Genomic DNA, 11,895 nt, shown 5'->3' with positions numbered 1-11,895 from the left:
GCCGCGCGCCGCAAGGAACTCGCGGGCCGCCCGCGCGCCCGGCGTGAGCAGCTGCTCGGCATAGAACGCCTGGGCCGCCTTGTGCGCCTCGACCAGCCGCTGCCGCTGCCCGGCCGGCCTGACCGGCGCCGGCCCGGCCTCCATGCGCCGCAGCACGATGCCGGCCCGGTCGGCCAGCCGCTCCACCGCCTCGACGAACGTGAGATGGTCTATCTTTTGCACGAAGTTGATGACGTCGCCGCCCTCGCCGCAACCGTGGCAGAAATAGACATTGCGGCCCTGCGCGACCGTGAACGACGGCGTCTTCTCGTCGTGGAACGGGCACAACCCCTTGAGATTGCCCCCACCGGCCGGTTTCAGCGTCACCTGCTCGGACACGACGTCAACGATCGAGCTGCGCTCGCGCACGAGCGCAATGTCCTCATCACGAATCCGCCCACCGCCGGCCATGGCCCCGATCCTATTCCGTACCCCTGACACCCCCGGTACTGAGGCGGGCCGCCTGCGCGGTCAGGTAGTCGCGTTCGGCGAGGCTCGTGGTGCGGCCGGCGGCGCGAAGATAGGCGGCGATCGCACCCTCGGTGTCGCCGGACGTTTCGAGCAGGTGGGCGCGGACGGCGTCGAGCCGGTGCGACCCGGCCAGCCGGGCCTCCAGCGGACCGAGCAGCGCCAGCCCCGCGGCCGGGCCGTGCACCATCGCGACGGCGACGGCCCGGTTGAGCGACACGATCGGGTTGGGTGACACGCGCTCCAGCAACCCATACAGCGCAAGGATTTGCGGCCAGTCGGTCTCGCCCCCCGCGGGGGCTTCGTCGTGCACCGCCGCGATCGCGGCCTGCAATTGGTAGTAACCGACGGCCCCGCGCGGCAGCGCGGACTCCAGCAGCTTGACCCCCTCGGCGATGAGCGCACGGTCCCACAGGCTTCTGTCCTGCCGGTCCAGCGGCACGAGCTCCCCGCCCGCACCCGTTCGCGCGGGCCGCCGTGCGTCGGTGAGCAGCATCAGCGCGAGCAGCCCGGCCACCTCCGGGTCGTCGGGCAGGGCCGCGTGCAGCACCCGGGCCAGCCGGATCGCCTCGCCGGACAGATCGGGGCGTGCCACGTCGAAACCCGTGCTCGCCGCGTATCCCTCGTTGAAGATGAGGTACAGCACGTGCAGCACCGGCGCGAGGTTCGCGTGCATGCGAAACGGCTCGCCCGACGCCTTGATGGCCGCCTTGGCGCGGCTGATCCGCTTGGCCATCGTCGCCTCGGGCACCATGAAGGCGCGAGCGATCTCGGCCGTGCTCAGGCCCCCGAAAGCGCGTAGTGTCAAAGGAATTGCCGCGCTCGCCGCCAGTACCGGATGACAGCATAAAAATAAGATCTTCAAAGTGTCGTCCACTGAGGACACTTCCGGCGGCGAAGCGGGCTCGCGCGCCGCCGCCAGATCCTCGCGCCTGCGCCGCGCCTCGTCGCCCCGCCACAGGTCCACCAGACGCCGCGCGGCGACCGTGATGAGCCAGCCGCGGGGGTTGTCCGGCGTGCCCTCGACCGGCCAGCGCGCCGCCGCGGCGATCAGCGCCTCCTGCACCGCGTCCTCAGCGTCGGCGAAATCGCCGTATCGCCGCACAAGCACGCCGAGGACCTGCGGTGCAAGCTCACGGAGAAGATGGTTCACGTGGATTCCGACGCGCCCCGGCTCATCACCGGGCGCACCTCGACCGGCCGGCCGGTCGGCTTGCCACCCGGCCCAGGCGCCGCCGACGTCCGCGCCGCGATCTCGATGGCCCGCTCCTCGCTTTCGACATCTATCAGCCAGTATCCGGCCAGAAACTCCTTCGTCTCCGGAAACGGCCCATCCGTCACGACCGGCACACCGCCGTCACTGGTCACTATCTTCGCCGCGTCCGGTGCCGTCAGCCCTTCCGTGCCGACCAGCTCGCCCGCCTCGGACAGCTCCCGATGGATGCCCATCATGTGCTCCCCGCTCGCCCTGATCTCCTCGGGCGTCCAGGTGTGCACGGGCGGCAGATCCTCCGGCCGGGCGTAGTTCATGAGCAGCATGTATTTCATGTTCGCTCCCTTCTCTCACCCTATGGTCGAAGCTGGCCGCGCGACATGGACACACACCATGACGGTTGATTAATTGAGCGCAGGATCCCGGATAACGCGGCGGATTTCGCGCCCGCAGCGACATCATCCGGCATATTGCGGCCTCGTGGCGCCCGCTACGGCAATATCCCGGATAACGCGCCGCCCCGCGGACGGGCGACGGAAACGGTTTGCCCCAGCACATGATCCTCGACGATGCTCCCCACCGATGCATCCCGACGAAATCCACATCATCACCGGCATGGTCGCCCGACTGGTGAGCGAGCAGTTCCCGCAGTGGGCGGACCTTCCCCTTCTCCGCCCACGCCCTGCACACGGTCAACGAGGCGATCACCGACCTTTGATCCGGTCCAGGCGAGCTGTTCCTGTGGCGCGGCCGCGCGCTAGGCTCGGGCCGCCCGTCCATTGTGGACGAGCCTGCGGTGCCAGGCGACCGCCGCCGGGTCGGTCAGCGACGCAACCTGGTCGATGATCACGCGCAGCCGGGCCGCGTCGTCCGGGGCTTCCTTCCACAGTGGACCGAAGACCGGGTCGAGCCCCTCCGGCGCGATCTCGGACAGCACCCGCACCAGATCGGTCAGGATGAGCCGTTGCTGCTCATACCACGGCTCCATCCCGCGCCGCCGCATGACATAGCGCAGCGCGATCCCCTTCAGCAGCGCGCACGTCGCCCGCTCCGCATGCGGCACGACCAGGTCGGCGGCATACCGCCGCAGCTGCCGAGGCCCGTAAACCTCCCGCGTCGCGTCGACCGCCGCCGCCACGAACCGCCCGGTCAGCGCGCTGGTGAACGTCTTGAGCGCGATCTGCCCCCGATGCGACCCGTCATAGCTGGCCAGCGTCGCCAGCACCGGCTCGGCCAGCAGCCGGTCGAGGCACTCGGCCAGCTCATCAAAAGGCGCAGAGGAGTAGGTCGCCGCCACGTCCGCGATCAGCGCGGCCCGTTCGTCCGGATCGGACAGCAGGGGCCGCAGCGCGACGAATCCCGAGAAGATCCCGTCCTCGACGTCGTGCACCGAATACGCCACGTCGTCGGCCCAGTCCATGATCTGGGCTTCCAGGCACCGGTGCTCCCCCGCCCCGGCCGGCCGCAACCACTCGAACATCGCCATGTCGTCGGCATAGACCCCGAACTTGCGGCGCCCCTGCGCCCGTGGCCACGGATATTTGCACGTCGCGTCCAGCGAGGCGCGGGTCAGGTTGAGCCCCGCACCCTCCACTTTGGCCTCCAGCCGCGTGATCACCCGCAGCGTCTGCGCGTTGCCCTCGAACCCGCCGCACGCCTGCGCCACCTGGTTGAGCGCGTCTTCCCCGTTGTGCCCGAACGGCGGGTGCCCAAGATCGTGCGCGAGCCCGGCCACGTCGACCACGTCCGGGTCGCATCCCAGTCGCGAACCCATCTCGCGCGCGATCTGCGCCACCTCCAGCGAGTGGGTGAGCCGGGTGCGCAGGAAGTCATCCGTGCCCGCCGTGTGCACCTGTGTCTTGGCCGCCAGCCGCCGGAACCCCGCCGAGTGCAGCACGCGCGCCCGATCGCGCTCATAGGGACTCCGCCCGCCGGCTTTGAACGGCTCGGGGGCGTAGCGCTCGGTATCGAGATCCACCACTAGTAGCAGTCTAGCGAGGCGGGCGGACGCTTCCACATCGAACGCCCACCACCCCGCAACACGTGTCAGCGAGGCGGGCGGACCCGGAACTCGTTGCCTTCCGGATCCGCCAGCACCGCTTCCACCGAGGTCGACGAGACGTGCCGGGCGCCCATGTCGAGCAGCTTCTCGACGTCGGCGGCTATGTCGTCGGAGTCGAGTTCGAGATGAACCCGGCTCCGGCCCGGCACCACGTCGTCGTCGACCCGCACGAAGGTCAGCCCCGGCAGCACGACGACGTCGGGGCGTTCGTACAGGACGCCGACCCTGAGCACCTCGGCCCACCAGCGCCCCAAACGTGCCGGATCCATGGCGTTGACCGCCGTGCCATGCCAGCGCAATCCCATCGACAAATGCTATGCGGAGCTGTCACCTGAGGCCATGAGTGCGGCACGCCCGGCTTCCAGCCGCGCGATCGGCACCCGGAACGGCGAACACGAAACGTAGTCGAGCCCGGCGTCGTGGAAGAAGTGCACCGATTCCGGATCGCCGCCGTGCTCGCCGCAGACCCCGATCTTCAGGTCTGGCCTGACCGTGCGCCCCTCCTCGACCGCGATCCGCACCAGCCGCCCGATCCCATCGCGATCGAGTGTCTCGAATGGAGAGACGCCGAAGATGCCGAGCTCCAGGTATTTGCTGAAGAACGCACCTTCCACGTCGTCGCGTGAGAAGCCCCAGCCCATCTGCGTCAGGTCGTTGGTACCAAAGGAGAAGAAGTCGGCTGCCGAGGCGATCTGCCCCGCCGTCAACGCCGCCCGCGGCACCTCGATCATCGTGCCGACCGGCACGTCCGGGACGCCCTCCTCCTGCAGCACCTTGACCGCCTCCGCCCGCACGGTCTCCAGTTCCTGGACCGCGCCGACCAGCGGGACCATGATCTCGGGGAGCGCACCTTCCACCGCCGCGGCCGCCTGGGCGATCGCGCGCACCTGCATCTCGAACAGCCCCGGGATGACCAACCCGAGTCTGACTCCCCGCAGGCCCAGCATCGGGTTCTGCTCGTGCATCCGTCTCACGGCTGTCAAAAGTTCTTTTTCATGGGGGGTACCGTCGCCGGTCGCCACCTTGACGGCGAGTTCCTCCAGTGGGGGCAGGAACTCGTGCAGCGGCGGGTCGATCAGCCGGATGGTCACGGGCAGCCCGGCCATCGCGCGGAAGATCTCCTCGAAATCCTTGCGCTGCAACGGCAGCAATGCGTCGAGCGCCTCGCGCTGCTCCTGCGCGGTCTTGGCCAGGATCAGCCGCTCGACCAGCGCCCGCCGGTCGCCGAGGAACATGTGCTCGGTGCGCGTGAGCCCGATGCCTTGAGCGCCAAACCTTCTGGCGCGCGCCGCGTCTTCGCCCGTGTCGGCGTTGGTGCGCACCTTGAGCTCGCGCACGCTGTCGGCGTGCGTCAGCATCCGGTGCACCGATTCGACAAGAGCGTCGTCCTCGGGCTTGAGCGTGCCTTCGAAGTACTGCACCACGGGCGACGGCGACACCGGCACCTCGCCCAGATAGATCTTGCCGGTCGTGCCGTCGATGGAGATGACGTCGCCCTCCTTGACGACCACATCGTCCACGGTGAACTGCCGCGCCGCCGTGTCCACGTCCAGCGCGTCGGCCCCGCACACGCACGTCTTGCCCATCCCACGCGCCACCACGGCCGCATGCGAGGTCTTGCCGCCACGACTGGTCAAAATCCCCTGCGCCGCAATCATTCCCGGCAGGTCGTCGGGGTTGGTCTCGCGCCGCACCAGAATCGAATCGGTCGTGGCCCGATGCGAGTCGAACACGGCCTTGCCCACCGCCGCACCCGGCGACGCCGCGACTCCACGCGCGATCGGCGAAGGGTCGGCGGACAGGTCGAACGCCGGGAACATCAGCTGCGCCAACCGATCCCCGCTGACCCGGCTGAGCGCCTCGTCCATGTCGATGACACCCTCGTCGACCAGATGGCACGCGATGGTGAACGCGGCCGCGGCCGTGCGCTTGCCCACCCGCGTCTGCAGCATCCACAGCTTGCCCCGCTCGACGGTGAACTCGATGTCGCACAGGTCCTTGTAGTGGGCCTCCAAAGTGGACATGATCTGCATGAGCTCGTCGAAGCAGTGCTTGGGCATGTGGTCCAGCGGCACGGTGTTGCGGATGCCGGCCACGACGTCCTCACCCTGCGCGTTGGCGAGGTAGTCGCCATACACGCCCTTGGCGCCGGTCCCCGGGTCACGTGTGAAGGCCACACCGGTACCGGAATCGTCGCTGAGATTGCCGAAGACCATCGCCACGATGTTGACCGCCGTGCCCAGGTCGGCCGGGATGCGCTCCTGCCTCCGGTAGAGCGCGGCCCGTTCGGTGTTCCACGACTTGAAGACGGCCTCGATGGCCATGTCGAGCTGTTCTCGGGGGTCCTGCGGGAAGTCGCGACCGGTATGGTCGCGGAAGATCTGCTTGAACAACGGCACCTGCCGGCGCGGGTCCGCACCCTCGAACGACGGGAACTCGGGCACGTGACACACGGTCTTGCCGAACATCTGGATCAGGCGGCGGTAGGAGTCCCACGCGAACACCTCGTTGCCGCTCACGGCCGCGAGCCCCTGCACCGATCGGTCGGTGAGGCCCACGTTGAGGACGGTTTCCATCATGCCGGGCATCGAGAATTTCGCGCCGGAGCGCACCGACACCAGCAGCGGGTCTTCGGGGTCGCCGAGCCGGCGGCCCATGGCCTTTTCGAGGTCGCTCAGGTGCTGATCGACCTCCTCGCGCAGCGCGGCGGGGGTCTGGCCGTCGCGCAGGTATTCGCGGCACGCCTCGGTGGAGATGATGAACCCGGGCGGCACGGGCAAGCCGAGCCTGGTCATCTCGGCAAGGTTTGCCCCCTTGCCTCCCAGGAGATCCTTGAGCCCCATGTGGCCCTCTGAGAAGTCGTACACGTACTTCGTCACCGAGCACCTCCTTGCGAAACCAGTCTTTCGCGGGACGCTAAACGTTCGGTCAGGAATGGGGGGAGTCCTCGTGAGCTTTGGCACACTGATCTACAGATGTGCTGTTCAGACCGTTTTTCGGGAGCGTTTCCATGCACAGTTTCGTGCTTGACCACACTAAGTTGACTACGTTGACCTTCCTTTCGGCAATAAAGCTCCACCTCGCGGAGGAAGTGATACCCATCTGGGAGGACTCCGAACGCGACGCCCCACCGTTCTGGGCGTTCGCGTGGGCGGGCGGGCAGGCCCTCGCCCGCTATGTGATGGACCACCCGGAGCTCGTGCGAGGAAGACGAGTCCTCGATCTTGCGAGCGGATCCGGGCTGGTTGCCATAGCCGCGGCACTTTCTGACGCGGCCCTGGTCATTGCGAATGAGATCGACGGGTACGCCATTGAAGCCATCCATCTCAACGCAGCCGCCAACAACGTGGCGGTTGGGGTCCACGACGGTAACCTACTCTTCCCGGCCATCGCACCGATAGACGTCGATGTCATCCTTGCGGGTGACGTCTTCTACAGCCGTGACATGTCAGAACAGGTGCTGGCATTCCTGGCCCGCGAGCGCACGGCTGACATCTACGTCGGCGATCCGGGCCGCGCCTACGCCCCCAAAACCGGCTTCGAGGCGGTAGCCGAGTACGACGTCCCCGTCAACGAGGACGTCGAAAGCACCCCCACCAAACACACCCGCATCCTCCGCTTCTCCCACTCCCCCCGCCCCCTCCCTCGTCGATCATGAACTTAGGTCCATGTTCGACGCGAAAAGAAAGAGGGATGGCGGATTGGTGACATTGCCATCACCGAATGCACGTCGGTAACGTCGGAGCACGTGAGCCTCCCACCGACGCCATATACCCTGCGCGAGCTGGTCGCGGCGAACCTGCGCCGGCTACGCAGCGTCACCGCCGCCCAGCCGGACGACGTGGTGCGCGCCGCCGCCCAGTTCGGACTGGAGTGGACGACCTCGTGGTACCTGGCAGTGGAACGGGGCCAAAAGCCGCTCAGCGCCGAGCAGCTGCTCGCCCTCCCGCCCATCCTGACATCCGCCTTGGCCTATCGAGTGAGCCTGTCCGACCTGCTGCTCGGCGACGGCTCGATGCACTTCGGGCAGCCCATCGAAGGCACCACGATCAGCCTGCACTACCTTCGCGAACTGGTCACCGCCGCGCCCTTCCGGCGCTCCTTTTTGGACTTCGACGACATCGAGACCCAGCAGCGCACCGAGCTCGCGCTCGCCCAGGCGGCCGCGGAGAAGATGCGCATCATCGTGCGCGCCAACCTCGGCGATGTCGACGTGCGCGCGCTGGCCCGGGCCGAGCAGGGCGCGACCGAGCTCGAATCCAAGCTGGCCAAGAAGCTCGGCGTGCCCGACATCGTGGTCATCGCGGCGGCCGCGAGCCTGTGGGGTCACTCGATGGCCGAGGAACGCGACGCCATGCTCAACCCCGGGGAGGGTGAGCCGGTGCCGTCGAAGACGACCGTCAGCCGCAAGCTGACGACGGCCATCACCCAGAAGCTGGAGGAGGCGGAGCAGGCGGCCAACACCAAGGCCGAGGCGCTCGCGGCAGCCTCCAACACGGTGACCGCCGAGTTCCCGCTCGTGCAGCTGAACTCGCCGCCACGGCAGCCGGTCGAGATCGCCAGCGGGTCGTACCACATGCGCAGCGTGCTGCGCTCCCCCACACCCATGCAGGTGCCGGTTTTGCGCGACGCCGCGCCGCCGCCACAGCTCATGGTGCCCGCTCAGCGGGAGCCGGAGCCCGAGCCGGAACCCAGACCCGAGGCGCAACCCGAGCCGGTCCCCGTCACCGACTGACGGCCCATGGGCTTGCTCATGTGCTGGGCTATCCACGCCGATAGCCCAGCAGGCTAGCCCGATGCCGGGATGGCGTGAGGGTCGTCGTCGACCGCGGGCGACGCGACCACCTCGGCGATGCCTTCGCCGGACAGCACGCCGATCCAACCGTCCATCGTGGATGCTGCGGACGACCCCGGCTCCAGCCGGTGCCAGATCTCCCCGTCCGGCGAGCGCATCGGCTGCCCGTCCAGCAGCCACAGCGCCGCCGGCTGGCCGAACCTGGCGGGCCACTTGCCCTGCGCCACAAAGCCTCGCAGGCTCATGTCGTCCAGCCAGGTGGCCCCGCTCGGGGTGAGCACCCAGCCCGGTGCCCGCCGCAGCTCGACCACCAGCTGTGACACCCACTCGACGCGGCGCAGCGCCGGATGCTCGTGGTAGATGGTCAGCACAACCGCTCCCTCACCTGCGCCGGGGTGTCGCCCACCGCGACGCGCATCTGACCGTCCGCAATGGTGTATCCGCTGGAGCCGTGCAGCCGCTGCCCGATCGGCGTGGGCGGCAGGCCCAGCTGACCGAGCAGCGACTCGCGCCGCAGGTCCAGTCCGGCCAGCGCGAGCAGCAGTTCGACCGAGCCGTCGCCGCCGTGCCGGCACGCGATCTCGGCCAGCGTCGGCTCACCGTCGGGCGGCAACGCGAACTCGGCGTGGAACGCCTGCACGTGGTCGGGCGAGCCAAGGCCCGCAATGACTTTGGCGGTCGCCGCCAGCAGGGTGCCGCAGCGCCAGTCGTCCTCGTCCAGCGCGACCACGGTCTCGGCGCCGGTCTTGGCGACAACGGCCTCCGAGACGACCCCGATGTGCAGCGAGCTGTCGCACATCAGACCGTCCACATGCAACATCGGCGCGTCGAAGTGCCGCTCCACCATCACCTCGTAGGGTTTCACCCGTCCGGTCAGCGCCCGCATCAGCTCCGTCACGTCGGCGAAGTCGCTGACCACCCGGGCCGATGCCGTCGGCATCCAGCGTGCCCTGACCACCGCCGGAAGGCCGATCTCCCCGAGCCGGTGCGGCAGCGTCCCTACCGCTTCTACAAGCATTTTTGTCGGTACCGCGACGCCCGCGTCGGACGCGAGGTCCTTCATGGTCCAGCGGTCCCGGTAGCGCAGCGCACCGGCGAAGCCCTGCCCGCCCAGGCCGCCGATGTCGCGCAGCCGTCCCGCGCGCAGCAGGTCGGCGTCGCCGAGCGCGGCCAGGCGGGCGATCGGGAAATCGAGCACGATCTCGGTGGCGAGCAGCTCGGTGATGGTGTCGCGGTAGTCCGGTGTCGTGACCCAGCCCGCGAACACGCCCCGCGGCGCCCGCTGGACCGGCTGCGGCGCGAGCACCACGGTCTCGGCGGCGGCAGCCTCGCCCAGCCACTCGTGAATCGGCTGACTCACCAGGTCGGTCTCGGTCAGCACGAGGTTCATGCGGCCAACGATCCGCGCGCCTGCTCGAACCGGGCTGGAGCCCGGAGCTACCCAATCTTGACCGCCTGGGTTAGGTTGGCGCGGTCAACTGGGGGTGACATGAAAGAACAGCAGACTTTTCCCGTGCCCGCTCCCGTGCCTTCCTTGGTGCGATGGGGTTTGTCGCCAGATGCCGACCTGTTGTATCGCGCGCTGGTGAGCCTGGGGCCCCGCACCTGCACGTGGTTGGCCCGAGATCTGGGCATGTCGGCGCGCCGCATCGAAGCGGCCACCGAAGAGCTCCTGGCGGCCGGTGCGATCGACCGGCCGACGCCGTCCGCCAAGCGCGACCAACCGGCCCTGCTCGCGTTGCCGGTCGGCGCGGTTGTCAGCACACTTCGCCAACGGCGCCGCCCGCATGTCATGGATCCCGAGGAGCGGTCCCGCCGGCACCATGCGGTGGTCGATGGGACGGGCCTGCCGCACGGCCCGCATCCGGCGGGCCTCAAAGGCGCGCACCTGCAGGGCGTTGCGGCGGTCCGGGAGCGGATCGCCCAGCTGGTCGCGGCCGAGCGGCACGAACACCTCGCGCTCAACCCGGAACCGGCCTTCACCGAGGCGGCCGTGTCCGCCGCGCTTCCGCTCGAACGGCAGCTGTCGGCACGCGGCGTGCGGCTGCGCAACTGTGGTGTGCCGCCGTCGGACACCTTCGACGAGGCGGTCCACCTGCAACACGGCATCCCCGGCGAGTACCGGGAACGGCCGCACATCCCGACCAAGCTCATGGTGTTCGACCGGCGGGTGGCGCTGCTGCCCGTCGATCCGTCCGATCTGGCCGCCGGGGCTTTGGAGATCGACCAGCCCGCGATTGTCACCGCCATGGTGGCTTTGTTCGAGGAAATCTGGGCCGGCGCAACCTTGCCACGGCGGACGAGCGTGTCATCCCTTGTGATGACTCCACGAGAACGAGCGATCGTCACGCTGCTGGCGGAGGGATACACCGACACTGCGGTCGCCCAGCAGCTGGGGCTCGGCCAGCGCACCATCGCCTATTCGCTGCGCGCGCTGATGGACCGGCTCGGTGTTGAGAACAGATTCCAGCTGGGGCTGGTGCTCGGGGCCGCGAAGGCCGCCGCGCCGCCCGCCAAATCCGCGTCCACAAAGGAGCTCCAATGATCAAAGCGCTGCTGTCGATGGTCCTGCTCGCGCTGGCGCAGCCGATCCCACAGTCCGGTTCCTCCGATTGGCCCACCTACCCGTGCGGTTCCGGCACGCTGCAGGGCAGCGCCGGCGTGTTCCAGGAGATAGAGCCGGGTGCCTACCGGGTCGAGATGCCGGGCTCGCTGGAGTGCGCGGCCGACCCCAAGCTGAAGTTCGCCGTGGCCACGTTCGCCCCCGATGACACGCAGGCCTATGTCTACGACGGGATGCTCGCCTCATACGCATCGGCGGGGACCACCTCGTTCCACGTCTCGGTCGCCTTGACCAAGGGGCAGGAGCTGGGCCTGTGCCTGATGCCCGACCCGCAGACCAGGCTGTCGTGCGTCCTCATCCAGGCGGATTCGCTCGGTACCCTCTCAATCTCCAGTCTCAATCCCGCCACCACCTATGTCATTGCCGGAATCACCCCGGACGAACCGCACCCCAACTGCAACACCTGCTGGCGACTCAACTAGCCGATTGCGCAAACCCGCAGCAGGTGAGTGCAAGGTGCGCAATCCCTTGTTCCGCAAGGGACTTGGCTCGGCATACCGTCGCGCACAGGTCCGGCCGATGTGGCCGGAGAACGGAGGAAATGCCAATGTCCACTGGACAGAAGCCGAGCCTGCTGCGGGCCGGCCTGGTCGTCGCGGGTCTGCTGTGCGCGCTCGCCTTCGCCGCCACGCCGGCCGCCGCGGCATCAGCGGCCGACCAGGGCCGGTCCGGCGCGGCGCCGATGGCCGCGCCGG

12 protein-coding genes are annotated in these 11,895 nt (G+C 68.7%); 4 read left to right on the top strand and 8 right to left on the bottom strand.

All coding sequences use genetic code 11. The annotated features are described in order from the left end of the window. The 6 genes from DM816_RS34840 to ppdK all read right to left on the bottom strand — a co-directional run. Positions 1 to 450, bottom strand: a 450-nt coding sequence (locus DM816_RS34840) for a CHC2 zinc finger domain-containing protein (RefSeq protein WP_246002533.1), incomplete at its 3' end; no start/stop codon positions are given. Between the two features lie 10 nt (positions 451 to 460). After that, on the bottom strand, positions 461 to 1,660 hold the full coding sequence (locus tag DM816_RS34835) for an RNA polymerase sigma factor (RefSeq protein ID WP_211588984.1): 1,200 nt from the start codon (positions 1,658 to 1,660) through the stop codon (positions 461 to 463). Next, on the bottom strand, positions 1,657 to 2,055 hold the full coding sequence (locus tag DM816_RS34830; protein WP_117214713.1) for a YciI family protein: 399 nt from the start codon (positions 2,053 to 2,055) through the stop codon (positions 1,657 to 1,659). Before DM816_RS34830 ends, DM816_RS34835 begins: the two co-directional genes overlap by 4 nt. Before the next feature lie 422 nt (positions 2,056 to 2,477). Beyond that, complete coding sequence (locus DM816_RS34825; RefSeq protein ID WP_117214712.1) at positions 2,478 to 3,701, bottom strand: deoxyguanosinetriphosphate triphosphohydrolase; 1,224 nt, start codon at positions 3,699 to 3,701, stop codon at positions 2,478 to 2,480. Between the two features lie 65 nt (positions 3,702 to 3,766). After that, the gene (locus DM816_RS43125) at positions 3,767 to 4,087 is read right to left on the bottom strand and encodes a VOC family protein (RefSeq protein WP_162908137.1); all 321 of its coding nucleotides are present in this window, start codon (positions 4,085 to 4,087) and stop codon (positions 3,767 to 3,769) included. 9 nt (positions 4,088 to 4,096) lie between these two features. Further along, entirely contained in the window at positions 4,097 to 6,625 is a 2,529-nt protein-coding gene (gene ppdK, locus DM816_RS34815; RefSeq protein ID WP_246002534.1) for a pyruvate, phosphate dikinase, read from the bottom strand. A gap of 206 nt (positions 6,626 to 6,831) precedes the next feature. On the opposite strand from ppdK, the gene DM816_RS34810 reads away from it, so the two are divergent. Both DM816_RS34810 and DM816_RS34805 read left to right on the top strand, forming a co-directional pair. Continuing rightward, positions 6,832 to 7,440: a class I SAM-dependent methyltransferase gene (locus DM816_RS34810; RefSeq protein WP_246002532.1), complete on the top strand. Its 609-nt coding sequence runs from the start codon at positions 6,832 to 6,834 to the stop codon at positions 7,438 to 7,440. 90 nt (positions 7,441 to 7,530) lie between these two features. Next, the gene (locus DM816_RS34805) at positions 7,531 to 8,517 is read left to right on the top strand and encodes a hypothetical protein (RefSeq protein ID WP_117214710.1); all 987 of its coding nucleotides are present in this window, start codon (positions 7,531 to 7,533) and stop codon (positions 8,515 to 8,517) included. A gap of 53 nt (positions 8,518 to 8,570) precedes the next feature. Here the strand turns inward: DM816_RS34805 and DM816_RS34800 are convergent, their stop codons facing one another. Both DM816_RS34800 and DM816_RS43120 read right to left on the bottom strand, forming a co-directional pair. After that, positions 8,571 to 8,948: a hypothetical protein gene (locus tag DM816_RS34800; protein WP_117214709.1), complete on the bottom strand. Its 378-nt coding sequence runs from the start codon at positions 8,946 to 8,948 to the stop codon at positions 8,571 to 8,573. Next, positions 8,942 to 9,967, bottom strand: a complete 1,026-nt coding sequence (locus DM816_RS43120) for an ATP-grasp domain-containing protein (protein ID WP_162908136.1) — start codon at positions 9,965 to 9,967, stop codon at positions 8,942 to 8,944. Before DM816_RS43120 ends, DM816_RS34800 begins: the two co-directional genes overlap by 7 nt. 195 nt (positions 9,968 to 10,162) lie before the next feature. Here DM816_RS43120 and DM816_RS43115 point away from each other — a divergent pair, with 195 nt between their 5' ends. Both DM816_RS43115 and DM816_RS34785 read left to right on the top strand, forming a co-directional pair. Then, the gene (locus DM816_RS43115; protein WP_162908135.1) at positions 10,163 to 11,122 is read left to right on the top strand and encodes a helix-turn-helix transcriptional regulator; all 960 of its coding nucleotides are present in this window, start codon (positions 10,163 to 10,165) and stop codon (positions 11,120 to 11,122) included. After that, complete coding sequence (locus tag DM816_RS34785; RefSeq protein WP_117214706.1) at positions 11,119 to 11,622, top strand: hypothetical protein; 504 nt, start codon at positions 11,119 to 11,121, stop codon at positions 11,620 to 11,622. The genes DM816_RS43115 and DM816_RS34785 overlap by 4 nt, the downstream gene beginning before the upstream one ends. Positions 11,623 to 11,895: the final 273 nt, after the last annotated feature.

Source organism: Allorhizocola rhizosphaerae, assembly GCF_003426775.1.
GTDB lineage: Bacteria > Actinomycetota > Actinomycetes > Mycobacteriales > Micromonosporaceae > Allorhizocola > Allorhizocola rhizosphaerae.
This window is presented reverse-complemented; position numbering and strand designations above follow the sequence as displayed.

Coding starts and splice junctions, on each gene's coding strand:
- DM816_RS43120 (WP_162908136.1), bottom strand. CDS start 9,967: ATGAACCTCGTGCTGACCGAGACCGACCTGGTGAGTCAGCCGATTCAC.
- DM816_RS43125 (WP_162908137.1), bottom strand. CDS start 4,087: ATGGGATTGCGCTGGCATGGCACGGCGGTCAACGCCATGGATCCGGCA.
- DM816_RS34830 (WP_117214713.1), bottom strand. CDS start 2,055: ATGAAATACATGCTGCTCATGAACTACGCCCGGCCGGAGGATCTGCCG.
- DM816_RS34785 (WP_117214706.1), top strand. CDS start 11,119: ATGATCAAAGCGCTGCTGTCGATGGTCCTGCTCGCGCTGGCGCAGCCG.
- ppdK (WP_246002534.1), bottom strand. CDS start 6,625: ATGGGGCTCAAGGATCTCCTGGGAGGCAAGGGGGCAAACCTTGCCGAG.